Origin of the sequence: Collinsella sp. D33t1_170424_A12 (assembly GCF_015554865.1) — a bacterium.
Taxonomy (GTDB): Bacteria; Actinomycetota; Coriobacteriia; order Coriobacteriales; family Coriobacteriaceae; genus Collinsella.
The window spans coordinates 1-17637 of record NZ_JADNJJ010000123.1; the positions used below are offsets into that span (position 1 = coordinate 1).

The 17637-nt window shown below is 67.7% G+C and carries 15 protein-coding genes and 1 pseudogene; 10 read left to right on the forward strand and 6 right to left on the reverse strand.

Going from position 1 to position 17637, the window contains the following annotated elements; translation table 11 throughout:
* On the forward strand, positions 1-344 hold a 344-nt coding region (locus I2E26_RS05365; RefSeq protein WP_195419904.1), incomplete at its 5' end, for an AAA family ATPase.
* 504 nt (positions 345-848) lie between these two features.
* On the opposite strand, the gene gltA is transcribed toward I2E26_RS05365, so the two are convergent.
* The 3 genes from gltA to pth all read right to left on the reverse strand — a co-directional run bounded on the left by gltA (position 849) and on the right by pth (position 3916).
* Positions 849-2255: an NADPH-dependent glutamate synthase gene (gltA, locus tag I2E26_RS05370; RefSeq protein WP_195419905.1), complete on the reverse strand. Its 1407-nt coding sequence runs from the start codon at positions 2253-2255 to the stop codon at positions 849-851.
* Positions 2243-3079, reverse strand: coding sequence for a sulfide/dihydroorotate dehydrogenase-like FAD/NAD-binding protein (locus I2E26_RS05375; protein ID WP_195419906.1), 837 nt, complete (start codon positions 3077-3079; stop codon positions 2243-2245). Before I2E26_RS05375 ends, gltA begins: the two co-directional genes overlap by 13 nt.
* 207 nt (positions 3080-3286) lie before the next feature.
* Positions 3287-3916: an aminoacyl-tRNA hydrolase gene (gene pth, locus I2E26_RS05380; protein WP_195419907.1), complete on the reverse strand. Its 630-nt coding sequence runs from the start codon at positions 3914-3916 to the stop codon at positions 3287-3289.
* A gap of 207 nt (positions 3917-4123) precedes the next feature.
* Here pth and I2E26_RS05385 point away from each other — a divergent pair, with 207 nt between their 5' ends.
* A complete protein-coding gene (locus I2E26_RS05385; RefSeq protein ID WP_195419908.1) occupies positions 4124-4654 on the forward strand; it encodes a GNAT family N-acetyltransferase in 531 nt (176 codons plus the stop codon).
* 93 nt (positions 4655-4747) lie between these two features.
* Here I2E26_RS05385 and I2E26_RS05390 read toward each other — a convergent pair whose 3' ends face one another.
* Positions 4748-5734: a ribose-phosphate pyrophosphokinase gene (locus tag I2E26_RS05390; protein WP_147587700.1), complete on the reverse strand. Its 987-nt coding sequence runs from the start codon at positions 5732-5734 to the stop codon at positions 4748-4750.
* A 46-nt stretch (positions 5735-5780) separates the two neighbouring features.
* On the reverse strand, positions 5781-7175 hold the full coding sequence (gene glmU / locus I2E26_RS05395; protein WP_195419909.1) for a bifunctional UDP-N-acetylglucosamine diphosphorylase/glucosamine-1-phosphate N-acetyltransferase GlmU: 1395 nt from the start codon (positions 7173-7175) through the stop codon (positions 5781-5783).
* Positions 7176-7420: 245 nt separating this feature from the next.
* Between glmU and I2E26_RS05400 the strand changes: the two genes are divergently transcribed.
* The 4 genes from I2E26_RS05400 to I2E26_RS05415 are packed head-to-tail and all read left to right on the forward strand — an operon-like array spanning position 7421 to position 12267.
* Positions 7421-9148: a hypothetical protein gene (locus I2E26_RS05400; RefSeq protein ID WP_195419910.1), complete on the forward strand. Its 1728-nt coding sequence runs from the start codon at positions 7421-7423 to the stop codon at positions 9146-9148.
* A gap of 20 nt (positions 9149-9168) precedes the next feature.
* Complete coding sequence (locus tag I2E26_RS05405; RefSeq protein WP_370551451.1) at positions 9169-10038, forward strand: energy-coupling factor transporter transmembrane protein EcfT; 870 nt, start codon at positions 9169-9171, stop codon at positions 10036-10038.
* Positions 10035-11537, forward strand: a complete 1503-nt coding sequence (locus tag I2E26_RS05410) for an ABC transporter ATP-binding protein (RefSeq protein WP_195419912.1) — start codon at positions 10035-10037, stop codon at positions 11535-11537. Before I2E26_RS05405 ends, I2E26_RS05410 begins: the two co-directional genes overlap by 4 nt.
* Positions 11518-12267, forward strand: a complete 750-nt coding sequence (locus tag I2E26_RS05415) for a DUF6580 family putative transport protein (RefSeq protein WP_229056441.1) — start codon at positions 11518-11520, stop codon at positions 12265-12267. Before I2E26_RS05410 ends, I2E26_RS05415 begins: the two co-directional genes overlap by 20 nt.
* A gap of 133 nt (positions 12268-12400) precedes the next feature.
* Here I2E26_RS05415 and I2E26_RS05420 read toward each other — a convergent pair whose 3' ends face one another.
* Complete coding sequence (locus I2E26_RS05420) at positions 12401-13240, reverse strand: exodeoxyribonuclease III (protein WP_195419913.1); 840 nt, start codon at positions 13238-13240, stop codon at positions 12401-12403.
* Between the two features lie 832 nt (positions 13241-14072).
* Between I2E26_RS05420 and I2E26_RS09165 the strand changes: the two are divergent.
* From I2E26_RS09165 to I2E26_RS05440, 4 genes and pseudogenes are all read left to right on the forward strand, one after another.
* Positions 14073-14195, forward strand: a pseudogene (locus I2E26_RS09165) (PT domain-containing protein); the annotation flags it as partial.
* A gap of 180 nt (positions 14196-14375) precedes the next feature.
* On the forward strand, positions 14376-15128 hold the full coding sequence (locus tag I2E26_RS05430) for an NAD-dependent protein deacylase (RefSeq protein ID WP_147587694.1): 753 nt from the start codon (positions 14376-14378) through the stop codon (positions 15126-15128).
* A 171-nt stretch (positions 15129-15299) separates the two neighbouring features.
* Positions 15300-17051, forward strand: coding sequence for a dihydropteroate synthase (folP, locus tag I2E26_RS05435; protein WP_147587693.1), 1752 nt, complete (start codon positions 15300-15302; stop codon positions 17049-17051).
* Positions 17052-17162: 111 nt separating this feature from the next.
* The coding region (locus I2E26_RS05440) for a hypothetical protein (RefSeq protein WP_195419915.1) at positions 17163-17637 on the forward strand (475 nt) is incomplete at its 3' end.

Consider the following 17637-nt stretch of genomic DNA (forward strand, 5'->3'; position numbering starts at 1 on the left):
ACCTGGGTGCCACGCAGAGCTGCATCATCGAGGGCCGTCTGTCGGATTACCTGCTGCGCCATAACCCCAACCACATCGCCGTGTTGGTAACCGCGCCGTTCGACGACCGCGTCGAGATAGTGCGCGCCAAGCGCGGCCTCAATAAGAAGCAGGGTGCCAAGCTGGTGCGCGAGATGCAGCGCGCCCGCGAGCTGTTCTACAAGCGCTATTCTGCCGGCAAATGGAAGATGAGCGACGGCAAGGACATCGTGGTCAACCGCGCCAAGCTCGGCCGCGAGGGCTGCGTGGACGTGATCGCCGCCGCCTATAATGCCAAACTCCATGAGGTTGGTCTGGAAGAGTAGGGCACGCGAACGCCCGGCGCTAGCCGCATCGAGGCGTGGTTCGTTCCGTTCAAAATATATGGAGCTCTGTGAAGCTCATGGTGCAAGACGGGAGGTCGGGCGACCTCCCGTTTTTTGTGCGTCGAGCGGGGGACGGGCGGGTGTATCCCGCTTGCGGTCGTGCGTGCCTTGCCGAGACGGTATCGGCGCGCAGCGCCGAGGCTCGTTGGGGCCTGAAAAACGGACGCTCATCGCGCTTCGTAGGGCTCTCCCCCTCGAAGTGAGTGGATTTTTGCGAAGGGGGTCGATATACGCTTTTGCATCAGCTGTCTACCTGGTCTTTTAGTGCTCTCCTGACGACGATTTTGGCCTGGTAACGCGGGTGTCATATTTTTCCACTCACATCGGGGGAGAGGGCTCCGGGTGCGCGCAGGATTGATGCGCCGGCCCGTGGAAACAAAAGACGCCCGCTGGGAAAACCAGCGGACGTCTCAAATGAGGGGCTCGAGAGGGCTCGCTGTGCGACTACTCGCCCAGCAGCGCCTTCTTCATGGAAGCGGCGGCCTTCTTGCCGGCGCCCATGGCGAGGATGACGGTAGCGGCACCGGTTACGATGTCACCGCCGGCCCACACCTTGGGGTTGGACGTACGGCCGTCCTCATCGGCCTCGATGAGGCCCCAGCGGTTGAGCTCGACATCGGCGCAGAGCTTGGCAAACGGGTTTGCCATGGTGCCGATGGCGGTGATGGCAACATCGCAGGGGATCTGATACGCGGAGTCCTGGATGGGAACGGGGCGGCGGCGGCCGGAGGCGTCGGGCTCGCCGAGCTCCATGCGCTCAAGCTCGACCGCGGAGACGAAGCCGTCCTCGCCCTTGATGAACTCGAGCGGGTTGACCAGCTCGAGGATCTTGACGCCCTCTTCCTTGGCGTGATGGACCTCGGCCAGGCGCGCGGGCATCTCGGCCTCGGTGCGGCGGTATGCCAGCGTCACGCTGTCGGCGCCCAGGCGCAGGGCGGTGCGGGCGGCGTCCATGGCGACGTTGCCGCCGCCGAACACCACGACGTTCTTGCCCTGGCGGATCGGGGTGTCGTAGACGGGGAAGTCGTAGGCATGCATGAGGTTGGTACGCGTGAGGTACTCGTTGGCGCAGTACACGCCGGGGAGGTTCTCGCCCGGGACCTTGAGGAAGCGGGGGAGACCGGCGCCCACGGCGAGGTACAGGGCGTCGAAGCCCTCTTCGTTGAAGAGCTCGTCGGCGTCGAACAGGCGGCCGGCAACGGAGTTGTACTCGAAGTGGACACCCAGCTGCTCCAGGCCGTCGATCTCGCGCTTGACGATGGCCTTGGGCAGGCGGAACTCGGGGATGCCGTAGGTCAGCACGCCGCCGCCGGTGAAGAAGGCCTCGAAGACGGTGACGTCGAAGCCGTCGCGGGCGAGCTCGCCGGCGCAGGCGATGCCGGAGGGGCCGGAGCCCACGATGGCGACCTTCTTGCCGTTCTTGGGCTTGCACACCGGAGCGCGGCCCACCTCGCCGGCCATGTCGCCAACCATGCGCTCGAGCTGGCCGATGGCCACGGCCTCGCCCTTGCGGCCGAGGATGCACTTACCCTCGCACTGGTTCTCCTGCGGGCACACGCGGCCGCAGACGGAGGGCAGCAGGTTGTCGCCCTTGATGGTCTCGAGCGCGCCGCCCCAGTCCTCTTCGCGGATGCGCGCGATGAAGCCGGGGATGTTCACGCCGACGGGGCAGCCCTGCATGCACAGGGGCTTCTTGCAGTCGAGGCAGCGGTTGGCCTCGGCGATGGCGTCTTCCTTGGTGAAGCCCGTGTCGACCGGGCGGAAATCGCACGCGCGCTCGGCGGCCGGCTCCTCGTTGGGAGCGGTGCGGGGAGCGCCGATGTTCGGGCGATACTTCTTTACTTCTGGCATGCGCAGGCCTCCTGGTGACGCTTGGTGGATACGGCCTCTTCGCCGCGGTAGCTAGCCTGGCGCGCGGCAAGGTCATCCCAGTCGACCGCGCTGGCATCGAAGTCGGGTCCGTCGACGCAGGCGAACTTGGTCTCGCCGCCAACCTCGACGCGGCAGCATCCGCACATGCCCGTGCCGTCGACCATGATGGGGTTGAGGCTGGCGATGATGGGGATGTTGTGCTCGTGGCAGGTGAGGGAGGAGAACTTCATCATGGGAACGGGGCCCACGCAGAAGGCGTGATCGATCGAGTCGGTCTCGCACAGGCGCGCGAGCGGCAGGGTCACGACGCCCTTCTCGCCCATGGAGCCGTCGTCGGTGGTGACGAACAGGCCGGCGAGCGGCAGCGCGTCGAACTGCTCGTGCAGGATGAGCAGGTCCTTGGTTCGAGCGCCCATGATCACGTAGACGTTCTTGCCCTGCTCGCACAGCATGCGTGCAACGGGGTAGGCGATGGCTAGACCCACGCCGCCGCCGATAACGGCCACGGAGTCGCCCTCGACCTCGGTGGGCTGACCCAGCGGACCGGTGATATCGCGGATGAAATCGCCCTCGTTGAGCTGGGAGAGGCACTCGGTGGTCTTACCGACGACCATGAAGATGAACTCGATCCAGCCCTCCTCCGGATTCCAGTTGGCGAAGGTGAAGGGCACGCGCTCGCCCGTCTCGTCGATGCGTACCATGAGGAACTGGCCGGCGTGCGCCTTCTTGGCCATCCTCGGGGCGTGGACGCGGAACTCGAAGACCTTCTCCGAGAACTGCGTCTTCTTCAGGATTTCAAACATAGAACCCCTCTCTACCTTTTGGACCGAATGGGGCAGGCGCTCCCAGGCGGCCCATGTTGCAGGCACTTGTGTCCGTATGCGGCGTCGTATGTGCGAACGCGCATACAGTATCAAGTATACCCCCGTGGTAGCAGGGGTTACCTACCGAGCGAGTCGAAAACTGGTCAACGACGCCCCGTCATTCGGCGGCAGGCGGGGGCTGCCGGGCTAATGCCTGCCGTTGGAGGCCGCGCCGCCGTTCACGTGGTCGCGCGCGTAGACGACGCCCTGGGTGAGCGCCAGGCCGGCGGCGTCCGCCGCGCGGGCGCAAGTGGCCTCGAACTCGTCGAGTTCCTTGGGACGGAACTGCTTGAGGACGAAATCGGCTACGGGCATGCGGCCGGGAGGATTGCCGATGCCCACGCGGATGCGGCTGAAGTCCCGGCCTCCCATCTTGTCGATGATGGAACGCAGGCCGTTGTGCCCGGCGTGCCCGCCGCCCACCTTCACGCGCACGTCGCCTTCGGGGATGTCGAGCTCGTCATGGATGACCAGCAGCTCCTCAACCCCCACCTTGTACTGCGTGCAGAGCTTGGAGATGGGGCCGCCGCTCGTGTTCATGTAGGACTGGGGTTTCACCAGCACGACTTCACGGCGCTGTCCCTCGGCCTCGGGGTCGTGGACGGCTATGACGGCGACCTCGGCGCCCAGCTGCGTCTTCCAGTACGAGACGCCTGCCTGGCGCGCCAGCTCGTCTATAGCCTTGAAGCCGGCATTGTGGCGGGTGTGCTCGTATTCGTCGCCGGGGTTGCCCAAACCGGCAACCATGCGGATCTTCTTGGGGGCGGCTGCTGCCATTGATTCTCCTTCGTACGCGTTCATTCCGCTATCCATTGTGACGCCTGGCGCGCGGCTGTCAAAGTTCGCGTTGCCAAAATGCGCTGATAATGCGCACGCTTCGATCGCGGGCGATAGCATCAAGCTGATTGGATTCGTTTTGCCAAATCATGCAATCCACCGTACTATAGTGAACAGACGTTGCACAGATTCGAAAGGATGCGCGCTATGCCGCAGTATCGCGAGCTCACCGAAAGCGAGCTTAGCGTTGAGTTGTTTGATCAATTTGAGCGCAAGCAGGTCGTGACCGATTGCCGCCGCAAGGTGGATGGCGAGTGGAGGGTCCTGGCCGATCCGGGCGTGGACGACTGGACGCCCGAGGATTACGAGTTCCTGGTTTCCTGCCTCAAGCGCACCGTCGAGACCGGCGGCGTGGTGTGGGGCGCGTTCGTCGACGACGTCCTGAAGGGCTTCGCTTCGGTCGAGCGCAAGGCGTTTGGCAGCGAATCGCAGTACATGGAGCTCACCAGCCTGCACGTTTCCAACGATATGCGCCGATGCGGTATCGGTGCCGTGCTCTTCTTGCTCAGCGCCGACTTCGCGCGCAACCTGGGCATCAAGAAGCTCTATATCTCCTCGCATTCGGCGGTGGAGACGCAGGCGTTCTACAAGGCCATGGGCTGCGTCGAGGCAACGGAGTACAGCGACGACCACGTGCATCAGGCGCCGGCCGATTGCCAGCTGGAGTACGTGCTGTAGCGCGCCCGTATCAACGGAATGAAAAAGAGGCTCGGACGACGCGTGGTCGTTCGAGCCTCTTCGCATGGCGCGCGATGCGTCGGCGTGTCGTGCCTACAGGGCGAAGTCGCCGCCCACCAGGGTGGAGACGGAGCGCTCGTGGTACACGGCCTTGATGGTCTCGGCGAACTCGCCGGCCACGGAGATGGTCTTGATCTTGCCGGTCTCCTCGACGGGGATGGCGTCGGTGACGACGCACTCGACGATGGGGGCGTCGTTCAGGCGCTCGATGGCGGGGCCGGAGAAGATGCCGTGGGTGGCGCACACATAGATGTCGCCGGCACCCAGGGCCTTGAGCTCCTTCACGTTGGCGCACAGGGTGCCCGCGGTGTCGATCATGTCGTCGTTGATGATGCAGGTCTTGCCCTTGATGTCACCGATGATGCCCATGACCTCGGCGGCGTTGTGGCGCGGACGGCCCTTGTGGGCGATGGCCAGGCTGCAGCCCAGCATGTCGGAGAGCTTCTTGGCGGCCTTGGCGCGGCCCACGTCGGGGGAGACGACCACGAGGTTGTCGGTGTCGAAGCCCATGGCGTCGTAGTAGTCGGCAAACAGCGGCAGCGCGGAGAGATGGTTCACCGGGATGTCGAAGAAGCCCTGGATCTGGCCCTGGTGCAGGTCGAGCGTGATGATGCGGTCGACGCCGGCGCACTCGAGCAGGTTGGCCACGAGGCGGGCGGTGATGGGCTCGCGCGGGCCGGCCTTGCGGTCCTGGCGGGCGTAGCCGTAGTGCGTGATGACGGCGGTGATGGAGCGGGCGGAGGCGCGCTTAGCGGCATCCGTTGCGATGAGGAGCTCCATGAGCATGTCGTTGACGTTGGCGCCGGCAACGGACTGGATCAGGAACACGTCGGCGCCGCGGACGGTCTCGTCGTAGCGCGCGTAAATCTCGCCGTTGGCGAACTGCTTCAGGGTGAGACCCGAGAGCTCGACGCCCAGCAGGCCGGCGATCTTCTCTGCGAGCGGACGGTTGGAAGAGCCCGAATAGACGCGGAGGATCTTGTTCATATCCACCGTCTTCTTGGGATCGGTTGTCGGCATTTCCCTTGCTCCTTTTTGTAGTTGCTGCCTTGACTGCCTAAACGTATTACAGACGAGCGCGCCTGCGCTCGGTGTAACCCTCCAGGACGCGCTGGTCGGTGCGCTCGAGTGCGAGGGCGCCGTCCGGAACATCCTTGGTGATGGTGCCGCCCGCGCCGGTGATGGCGTCGGACCCGATGCGAACCGGCGCGACCATCATGGTATCTGACCCGATGAAGGTGCGGTCGCCGATGACGGTTGCGTGCTTGTTCTTACCATCATAGTTGCATGTGATGGAACCAGCGCCGACATTTACGCCAGCGCCCATGGTTGTATCGCCGATATAGGAGAGATGCGGGACCTTGGAGCCCTCGCCGATGGTGGACTTCTTGATCTCCACGTGCGTGCCGGCCTTGGAGCCGTCGAGCATGTGCGTGCCGGGGCGCAGGTAGGCGCGCGGTCCGCACTCGACATCGTTCTCGAGGACGGCGTCGACGGCGATGGTCTCGTCGATCACGCAGCCGTTGCCGGCGCGGGTGTTGGTGAGGCGGGTGTTGGGGCCCAGCTGGCAGCTTTCGCCCACGGAGCAGGTGCCGATGAGGTGGGTCTGCGGCCACACCACGGTGTCGCGGCCGATGGTCGCGTCCGGGCCGATCCAGGCCTGCGCGGGGTCGATGAACGTGACGCCCTCGGTCATGAGGCGCTCGTTGATGCGGTCGCGTGCGATGGCGGTGAGCTCGGCGAGCTGGACGCGGGAGTTGACGCCCAGGCCGTCGCGGTAGTCCTCGCAGTGGAAGATGCTCACGGCGTGGCCGTGGCGCTTGAGGATCTCGAGCATGTCGGGCAGGTAGTACTCGGCCTGCGCGTTGTCGTTGGTGACCTCGCCGATGTGGGCGGCCAGCAGCGCGCCGTCGAAGGCGTAGCAGCCGGCGTTGCATTCCAGCAGCTCGGCGTCCTGCTCGGGCGTGCAGTCCTTCTGCTCGATGATGCGCTCGACGGCGCCGTCGGCATCCAGCTGGATGCGGCCGTAGCCGAAGGGATCGGGCGGCGTCATGGTGAGGACGGTGGCGGCGAGCTCGCCGGTTGCCACCGTTTCGGCGAACAGGCGCACGGTGTCGGCCTGGATGAGCGGCAGGTCGCCGTTGAGGACCACTACGGGGCCGTCGGAGATACCGGTGGCCTCGAGCGTGACGCGCACGGCGTGGCCGGTGCCCAGGCGCTCGGTCTGCTCGACCGTCTCGACGCTCACGGGGCTGTCGGCGTAGGCGTCGGCCAGGATGGCGCGGACCTCGTCGGCGTGGCTGCCGACGACCACGACGACGCGCTCGCACCCAGCGGCGATGGTGGCGTCGACGACCCAGCGGATCATGGGCTTACCGAGGATCTGGTGGGAGACCTTGGCGTGGTTCGACTTCATGCGAGTACCCTCGCCGGCAGCGAGAACGATCGCGGTTGCGTTCATGCGTACTCCTTCGTATGGCGTGCGGAAATGCGTGCGGCGCGAAAGCGCCACGTCGATTCGATGATAGCGCAGCCCGCGTGGCGCGGACGGCATATGCCGCGCGTTCGCAAACAATAGGGATTTGGCGGCGTGCGGGGCCGGGGCGCGGTGCGCGGCCGGGCCGCGGCCCGGCGGTGGATACAATGGTGGGACGAGAAAGCTAAGGGCGCCGGGCGGCGCTTGCAGGGAGATGGAGGGGTCGCTCCATGGCATATCCGAAGGAGCATCGGGCGGACGGTCGCGCAGGCGGCTGCGCGGCGGTGGATGGCGGCATGACGCGCCGCGCGGTCCTGGCGGGCGCTGCGGCGGCGGTGGGCTCGATGCTCGCGGCCCCCGCTCGCGCCCAGGCGGCTTCCGCCGTGGAGGAGCTGCCCGAGACGATGGAGACCTCGGCCGAGTTCAACGGCCCCTATACCGCGTGGGCGGGCTATGCCAGCACCGCGCGCCATAGCATCGCGTCGGGAGCCGTGCCCGTGAAGTCGCCCGCTTCGCCGGAGGTCGCCTGGACCGCGGGCCTGGCGGCCCCGACCGATGCGCTCGTCCTGCGCCAATCTGGTCAGAAGGCCATGCTCTACGTGCTGGCGGGCGCGTCCATCGAGCGCCGCGATGCCGCGACGGGCGACCTGCTGGGCGCCGCGGAGCTTCCCGCGCCCGCCTGCGCCGGCGCGCAGCCGGTGTTCGCGGAGGCCTCCCTGGCGGTGGTGCTCGAGACGGGCCAGGTGGCGGTGTTCGACGAGGAGCTCGCGCCGGCCTGGGTCTCCGCGGCGCCCGCCCTTCCCGCGGGCGCCGCGTCGTGGGGCATGTCGTCCCAGGTGGTGAGCTTGGGCGGCGCGCTTCACGCGGCGCTCGTCGCGCTGGATGCATCCGGCGCCGCGCTCGGCATCGAGCTGTTCTCGCTCGCCGGCATCGACGGCTCCCTCTTCTGGAGCGCGCGCCTTCCCGTGGGCGCCGGGGCTCCCGCATCGCCCGCGCCGCGCCTCATTGCCGCAGGGGAGGGGCTGCTCTTGCTCGACGGGGGCTCGACGGCGCGCCTGGTTGACATCGCGTCCGGCGAGGTCTCGGACGAGATTATGCTCGCGGGGGCGATCGAGGGCCGCATCGCGGAATGCGGAACGGGGCTGTCCGTGGAGCCGCTCGCCGCCGCGTCCTGGACCGTGGGCGACGCGTCGGGATCGGTTTCGCTGCTGCGGGCCGTCGATGGACGGCTGGAGCTGGGCGGGACGTCGGCGCTCGCCGCCGCCGGCGCTCCCTGGCGCCTGCTGCCGTTCGCCCCGGCGGTGGCGCGCGGGCATGCGTATTTCTGGGCTCGGCGCACGGGCGATCCGGTGGACGCGGCGGTCTGTTTGGACGTTGCGCTGGATCGGATCGGCGCCGGCGAGGTTGGTGAGCCGGTGGGCGGCGAGCTGCCGACGCCGGCGGCTCCGCTGCTGGCGGTGGTGTGCGGAGCGAGCGATGCGGTCGTGACGCTGTACGCCGTCGCCGCGTCGGGGGCGGTTGCGGCGATCGAGGGCGTCGACGGCGCCGATGCGGCGTGCGCGGCGTCCGAGCTGTGGAACCCGTCCGGCGCCATACCGCGCACGGAGCCGCTGGTCAACCGCGATGGCACGCTCTTTTTGGCGACGGCTCCCTCGAACGGGTCGAAGGGCGGCTTGCTCACGGCCCTCGCTCCTGACGAGGCCCGTTCCGCCGCGACGCCCGTGGGGGGCAGCGAGGGAATCGACACCCTGGGATCGGCGCTCGCGGGCATAACGCTGCCGAACGGCGCCGGCGTGGGCGTGGGGGCGCTATTCCTGGCCGCCACGTTCGGCCTCTATGCGTTCATCCGCAACCGTGGCGGCAGGCAGCGCCGCGACGAGGGCGTGGACGAGTGGCGCGAGCAGCATGGCGAGGACGACGGGGACGACCTCGACCGCGGGCCCGGCGCCGCATGGTAGGGTCCGAGGGGGGATACGCGGTGCCGCCGGCGGACGAGCACACCGCGTTCGACACGGCGCATCCGGCGGTGCCGGCGGTCTACCTGGCGTTCACGCTGGCGTTCACCATGTTCTCGTTCCAGCCGGTCCTCATCGCGCTCTCGCTGGCGGGCGCGCTGGCCTACGGCTGCTGCGCGCGCGGCGTGCGCGAGACGCTGGCGGGCTTGCGCTGGCAGCTGCCCGTGGTGGCGGTGATCGCGCTGCTCAACCCCGTCTTCTCGGCGTCGGGCTCCACGGAGCTGTTCCGCCTGGGGGTGCGCGCGGTGTATCTGGAGAGCCTGTGCTACGGCGCCGCCATGGGCGCCCTGTTCATCGCGAGTGCGTCGTGGCTGCGCGCGGCCGCGTCGCTACTGTCGTTCGATAAGGTGATGGCGCTGTTCGGCAACGCCGCACCCGTGATCGCGCTTATGGTCTCGATGACCATGCGCCTGATCCCGCGGTTCCTGCGACGCGGCGACGCGGTGCTTGCTGCGCAGCGCGCCGTGGCCGTTCCGGGCCGCACCCGTGGGGAGCTGGTGCGCGAGCGCCTGCGCCTGTCGAGCGTGTTGATGGGCTGGGGCATGGAGGATTCGCTCGAGACGGCCGATGCCATGCGGGCCCGCGGATGGGGCGGCGCCCCCCGGCGCACCACGTTCTCGCGGTATCGCTTCACCCGGGCCGACGCCTGGGCGCTGGCGGGCTTGCTGGCGGGCGGCGCGGCCGTGGGCCTTCTAGCCTGGGCGGCCACGTCGCAGTATTCGTTCTTTCCCGTGATGAGTCGGCTGGTGCCCTGGTGGGGATACGTGCCGTATGCCGCTTGGATGCTGCTGCCCGCAGCGCTCCATCTGTGCGAAAGGAGGCGGTTCGCATGAGCGAGCCAACCCGGAGGGGGTTCGAGGAAGCGGCGGAATGCGCGCTCGAGGTGCGCGACCTCTCCTTCACCTACGCCGGTGCCGAGGAGCCGGTCCTGCACAACGTGAGCTGGCGGGTGCCGCGCGGCTCGTTCGCGCTGCTGGTGGGGGATACGGGCTCGGGTAAGTCCACGTTGCTGAGCCTGGCCAAGCCGCAGATCGCGCCCGCCGGCGAGCGGGAGGGCGAGGTGCTGGTGAACGGACGCCCCGCGTGCGGCATGGATGTGGCGGAGTCCGCGCGCACCGTGGGCTATGTGTTCCAGAACCCCGACAACCAGATCGTCTGCGAGAGCGTGTGGCACGAGATGGCGTTCGGCCTGGAGAATCTGGGCACGCCGCAGGACGAGATGCGCCGCCTGGTGGCGGAGACGAGCTATTTCTTCGGTATCGAGGATTGGTTTCGGTGCGAGACGGACACGCTGTCAGGCGGGCGCAAGCAGTTGCTCGCGCTCGCGTCCACGCTGGTTATGAAGCCCGAGCTGCTGCTGCTCGACGAGCCCACGGCACAGCTCGACCCGATCGCCGAGAAGACCTTCCTGCACGCGCTGTTCCGCGTGAACCGCGAGCTGGGCTGCACGGTGGTGGTGGCCACGCACCAGCCCCGCGCGATGCTGGATTACGCGACCTGCGCGTTTCGGCTGCGCGACGGTTCGCTGGCGCCCGTCGAGGACCTGTCCGAGCTCGATGTTCGCCCGCGGCTCCTCGAATCCGTCGACGGATGCCGCCCGGGCGTCCGCGCGGAGCTCGAACGGGCGGCCGCCGGTGCCCCCGCCGGACGTGGCGGCCGCCGCGCCCGCGCGGAGCAGCCGGCGGCGAGCGTGTCTCGCGGGTGGTTTCGCTATGGGCGCGATACCGCATGGGTGCTTCGCGGTATCGACCTCGTGGTGCGCCCGGGCGCGATCCACGCGCTGGTGGGTGGCAACGGCTGCGGCAAGTCCACGCTGCTGTCGCTCCTGGCGGGCACGCGCCGGCTCCAGCGCGGTGCCGTGTCGCGCTTCACGGAGGCCAAGGCGCTGCTACCGCAGGATCCCCGCGCGCTGTTTGCCGAGGAGACGGTGGACGACGAGCTTATGGAGTGGTCGGGCGGTGGGCGCTATGGTCGCGCGGACGTGGACGATATGCTCGCGCACCTGGGGCTCGTCCATGCGGCCGCGCTGCATCCGTACGACTTGTCGGGAGGCCAGCAGCAGTTGCTGGCGCTGGGCAAGCTCTTGCTGGTGAAGCCCGAGCTGCTGCTGTTGGACGAGCCCACCAAGGGGCTCGACACGGCTTCGCGCCGGCTGATGGCCCGCGCGTTGGTCTGGTGCCGCGACCATGGTGTGACCGTGCTCATGGCCACGCACGACCTCGACTTCGTGAACCAGGTCGCCGACGACGTGTCGATGGTGTTCGACGGCCAGATCGCCTGTACGCAACCGAGTGGGGAGTTCTTTACCGGAAATGTCTACTACCGACCCTAGCATGCCCGCAGCCGCCCGCCTCGCCCGCGGGGCGTCGCGGGCCCTTCAGGTGCTCGAGCTGCCGCTGCTCCTGGCGGTGCCGGGGTGCATGGTCGCCGCCGCCCTGAGCGGTATCGACCAGGCGGGCCTCGTCATGCTGCTCGTCGTTGGCCTGGTGCTCGCGCTGTTCTTCGCCGGTTACGAGGCGGGTAAGCCGGCACTGCGCCAGATCATGCCCACGCTCGTGCTGGCGAGCCTCGCGGCGGCGGGGCGCATCCTGTTCGGCGCCATTCCCGATTTCAAGCCCGTGTCGGCCATAGCCATCATCGCCGGCGCCGCATTGGGTCCGCGCAGCGGGTTCATGGTTGGCGCGCTTGCGGCGTTTACCAGCAACTTCTTTTTTGGTCAGGGCATGTGGACCCCATGGCAGATGTATGCCTGGGGAGCCGTGGGCTATCTGGGCGGCGTTCTGGCGCGCCTGCGGTTGTTCCAGAAGCCGAATGGCGGCGTGCGCTATGCGCTGCTCGTCCCGTTCGGCTTCCTGTCGGGTCTGTTCTACGGCGTGATCATCAACGCGTTCGACGTGGTTGCCTACGTCCGCCCGCTTACCTGGCCGGGCGCGCTGGCGCGCGTGGCCATGGCGCTGCCGTTCGACCTCATGCACGGTTTCGCCACCTCGGTGTTCCTGGCGGCGCTCTATGCGCCGTGGACCCGGCGTATCGGCCGGGTCGTGCGCAAATACGGCATCTGACGGGAATGGTGGTTCGGCCCGCGTCGCGTGGGCCCGTTTGCGAAACGCGGCCGCGCCCATGTTGGTGCGCGGCCGCGTTTCGCGTTGCTCGGTGAGGCTGGGTGCTGCGGGCGTTCCGCCCAAGGCTGCGCGGCTAGAGTTCGACCTCCAGCTCTACGGGGCAGTGATCGGATCCAAAGATATCGTTGCGGATGCGCGCGTCGCGGATGTTGGACGCGATGGCGTCGCTCACCAGGAAGTAGTCGATGCGCCAGCCCGCGTTGTTCTTGCGCGCGTTGAAGCGGTAGCTCCACCAGCTGTACACGCCCTCCACGCCGGGGTTGAGGGAGCGCCAGGTGTCGGTGAAGCCGGCGTCGAGAAGCTCGGAGAACTTGCCGCGCTCCTCGTCCGAGAAGCCCGCGTTGCCCCGGTTGCTCTTGGGGTTCTTAAGGTCGATCTCCTCATGCGCCACGTTGAAGTCCCCGCAGGTGATCACGGGCTTTCCGGTCTCGTCCTCGAGGCTTTTGAGGAACGCGCGGTAGGCGTCGTCCCAGGCCATGCGCGTGTCGATGCGGGCGAGCTCGTTCTGGGCGTTGGGGGTGTAGACGTCCACGTACCAGAAGCGGTCGAACTCCAGCGCGCAGACGCGCCCCTCGGTGGCGGCGACGGCTACCAGCTCGAGGGCGTCGTCGGAGAGGCCGGCGAGACGGCCGGCGCGCAGGACGTCGTCGGCATGGCGCACCGACAGCGGCTCCTCGCGCGTGAACACCGCGGTGCCCGAATAGCCCTTGCGCTCGGCGTAGCTCCAAACCTGGTGGTATCCGGGCAGGTCGAGTTCGACTTGGCCCTCCTGCAGCTTGGTTTCCTGCAGACCCAGGATGTCGGCGTCGAGCTGGGCGACGATATCGGTGAAGCTCGGATCCTTCTTGAGGACGGCTCGCAGGCCGTTGACGTTCCACGAGGCGAGCTTGTACGTGCGGGTGGGGGTGCTCATGGGTTCTCCCGTATAGATCGAAGGGGCGCACCCTGCGGTTGCGGGGCGCGCGGCGTTTTTTGTTAGCCATAGCTTACGATAGAACGGCTTGCTGTAAATGACAAAATTGCAAGCAAGTTTGTTGACTATTCCCAAGGGGCGGCATCTATACTTGAATAACCGCGCGCCTCAGGGGGCGCGACGGGATTCGTTACCAGTGGCTACCGCACGATCGGGGGATGGTCGCATGGGTTTGGCGCACGAGGATGACGCTGCGCTTTGGATACGGTGTCTGACGTTTCTTATCAAGATGGGCTGCGCGTGCCTTATCGCCGCCAGCTTGGTGTACCTGGCGCTTGCCGGGATTCATTACGCGGTTATCAGCGGCTTGTTCAGCGAGGCCGAGGTCCATGGGACGCGCGTCATCATCGCCTACGCCCTGGCGCTGTTCGGTCTGTTCCTGGCGGCGGGGGTGCTGGGCCTGTGGACGTGCATCGCCCCGCGCCGTATGCCTGCTTTCGCCGCAGCGGCCCTGGCACCCGCGGCCGCCATCTTCGCAGGGGTCGCAACCTCGACGTTCGGCGTTGCGGATAGCGCGTTCGACGCCGGTTTCATCAAGGCGTTCGACCTGTTTTTCGGCGTGCTCGCGCTTGTGTTGAGCGCGGCGGCAGCGGCGGTGTGGCGTCTGGCCGCGCGCGCCGAGGCGGCCGCCGACGATCGAGGCGACCTGGATGGCGGCGCCGACGAGCGCGCGTGCGGCGAGGATGCTGGTCTCGACGATGATACGGCCTGTTTCGACGACGCCGACGAGCCCGATGTCGAGCCCGCCGACGAGTCCGATGACGTGTTGGATGGAGAACCGGCCGACGACCCGGGCGACGAACCGACTGGGGAACCTGCGGGCGAACCTGCGGGCGAACCGGCCGACGAACCGGGCGACGAACCGGCTGGCGAACCAGCCGACGAACCAGCTGGGGAACCTGTGGACGAGCCGGCGGACGAACCGGCCGGAGAACCGGCGGACGAACCGGTCGACGGGCCGGTCGATACCGACCTGGCCGACGATCCGTGGGCGCGGCTGCCGAGCATGACCGCCGACCCCGAGGAGTATCTCTTCTCAAATGCTTCGCCCCGCGAGTGGTAACAAGGAGGAGCCTTGACCCGACCCATATCAGATGCCTGCGAGGCGCGGCAGGCGCTGGCGCGCCTGTTCGATACGCACGAGCGCGTGGTGTTCTTCGGCGGCGCCGGCGTGTCCACGGCCAGCGGCATTCCCGATTTCCGCAGCCAGGATGGTCTTTACAACCAGCAGTTTTCCTATCCGCCCGAGACGATTCTCTCCCGCACCTTCTACGACGCGCATCCAGCGGAGTTCTTCGCGTTCTATCGGAAGAAGATGATTGCGCCGGACGCGCGGCCCAACCGGTGCCATGTCAAGCTCGCCGAGCTCGAGCGCGCCGGCGTGCTCTCCGCGGTGGTGACGCAGAATATCGATGGCCTGCATCAGGCGGCCGGTTCGCAGCGCGTCTACGAGCTGCACGGCTCGGTGCACCGCAACATCTGCCGTTCCTGCGGGGCGGTCTACGACGCCGCGTGGATCATGGCGCGCGGGCACGAGGATGCGCGCGGCGTGCCGACGTGTCCCGTGTGCGGCGGCTCGATCAAGCCCGATGTGGTGCTGTACGAGGAGCCGCTCGACGAAGGCGTGCTTACAGGTGCGATCGAGGAGATCTCCCGGGCGGACGCGCTCGTGATCGGGGGCACGTCGCTGGTGGTGTATCCCGCTGCGGGGCTGACGCGGTATTTCGGGGGAGACGCCCTTGCGATCGTCAATCGCGATGCGACGGCGCAGGACGGCCGCGCCGACGTGCTCATCTCGTGCGACATCGCGCAGGCGTTCGACTTCTAGCTCGCTTTTTGTCCCCGGCCGTTCGGGTTGATGCACAACCGCCTGTCGTTGCAGCCGGCTGCCGTTCGCGGCGGCCGGCTTCGTTTTTCGCCAGTGTTTTCATTGATTCGGGGGTAAGGCGCCGAAGCTGGATACAATAGAGTGAGTTTTTATGAAGGCGAAAGGATGTTCATGGCAAACGATACCAAGACATGGCGTTGCGGAAAGTTCGAGCTTCGGTTCGACCGTCCCCGCATCATGGGTGTTCTCAACGTTACGCCGGATTCCTTTAGCGACGGCGGCGAGCATTTCGATACCGATGCCGCCATCGCGCACGGCCTGAAGATGCTCGACGAGGGCGCCGACATCATCGACGTGGGCGGGGAGTCCACGCGTCCGGGCTTCACCCCGGTGAGCGCCGATGAAGAGGCGAAGCGCGTGCTGCCCGTCGTGCGCGCCCTGGCGCAGAAGGGCGCCATCGTCTCCATCGATACGCGCCATGTGGACGTGGCCAAGGCCGCCGTTCGCGTGGGCGCGTCCATCGTCAACGATGTGACGGGATTCACCGATCCCAAGATGGTCGAGTTCGTGGCTTCGAGCGACTGCGGCGTGATCGTCATGCACGCGGGCGACCTCACCGAGGAGCCCAAGCGCCGCCATACGCCCGTGCAGCTCGACACCTCCGCCGCCGCGTTCGTTGCCGAAAAGGCCCGCGCCGCCGCCGAAGCGGCCGAGGCCGCGGCCGCCGCGAAGGCTGCCGCCGCTGCCAAGAGCGCCCACCCGCGCCGCAAGGGCGGCGTGCTGGGCGGTTTGGTGCAGCCCCAGCTTCCGTTCTCCGACGTGCCCAACGGCTCCGAGGCCGCTGCATCCGAGTCCGCGCCCGAGGCCGAGCCGCGGGATACGTCCGCGTCGAGCGCCCGCGCCGCCGTAGCCGCTGCCGCCGCTCAGACCGAGGAGCAGAAGCGCGGCGTCTATGCGAACGACGAGCTGGCCGCCATCATGGCGCGCTCGGCCCGCCGCGACGCCGCAACCGGCGCCACCTCGCAGCTCCGGCGTTTCACCCTGCCCGATTCCGCCCCCATCATGCGCCGCGTCATGGGCTTCCTGTCCGACCAGGCGCGCGCCCTCATGCACGCGGGCGTGGCGCGCGAGCGCATCTGCATCGATCCGGGTCCGGGTTTCGGCAAGGAGGCAAACGAGGACATCGTGATCCAGCGCGAGACCGCCAAGCTCGCTTCGCTGGGCTATCCGTTGCTGTGCGCCGTCTCCCGCAAGCGCTTCGTGGGCGCCGTCTCGGGCGTGGCCGATGCGCGCGAGCGCGACGCCGCCACGTACGGCGTGTGCCTGGGCGCCATCCAGCTGGGCGCCAACATCGTGCGCGTCCACGACGTACGGGGCTTCTCGCAGTTCCTCAACGGCTTCTGGGCCATCGCCCGTCCGCAGCCGCGCCGCGCGTTCGTGGCCATCGGGTCGAACCTGGGCAAGCGCACCGACAATATCCGCGCCGCTAAGGAGCTCATCGCGGCAATCCCCATGACCTGCGTATCGAGCTGCTCGCGCATCTACGAGAGCGAGCCCGCGTACGAGGAGGACCAGGACGCCTTCGCCAACGCCGTCATAGAGATCAAGACCGAGTTGGCGCCGCTCATCCTGCTGGACGAGCTGCTCAAGATCGAGGAGCGCATGGGGCGCGACCGTTCGGACGCCGCGCGCGCCAACGGCCCGCGCATCATCGACCTGGATCTGCTCTGGATGGACGGCGAGGTGCACGGCGGCGACCGCCTGCGTCTGCCCCATCCGTATCTGGGCGAGCGCGACTTCGTGCTCGTGCCGCTCGAGGACCTCATGCATGACCCGGCGCGTTTCTTCCGCTACGAGGGCGTTGACGTGAAGGAGCCCGAGGACCGCGTGGGTCACGTGGTGGGCGAGCTCGGCTCTATGTAGCGCGCCGGCCGGTTGGAGCGGCATTCGATTGGAAACGAAGGGGCGGCCCGGCGTCAAGCGGGTCGCCCTGATTTGTTGGGCGACGGAGCCCTATGGAAAGGTTGGTGCAAGATGGCCGAGGTCGACCAGCTGTGCGTGGAGCTCGAACTCACGCCCAAGGTGAAGATGATGGAGTTCATCGCGCTGCCGCAGGTGTGCGCGATGGGCGTGGTGGAGTACCTGCACGGCCTGGGCATGGGTAAGCAGGTGGGTATCGGTTGGCCGGCGGATCTGGTGGCGCGCCGCGCCCGGGAGGCCGAGCCGGGTGGCGAGAAGCCGCGCGAGGCGATGAGCGCCGACACCGCTTCGTTCGACTTCGACCTGTTCATGGGCAAGGTGGGCGTTCACGCGCATGCGGGAGAGGCGGGGCCGGCGGCCAGCGTGACGCTGAGCGTGGACATGCCCGTGCTCGCCGGTGCCGCCGAGCGGTCCGGCGTGGAGCTGCCGGTACGCGATGAGCTGCGGGTTCAGCTGGCTGCCGCCATCGAGCACAAGGTGGCCGCATGGGAGCAGCTGCTTGCAACGCGCCCCTCGCCCGGCCCTATGG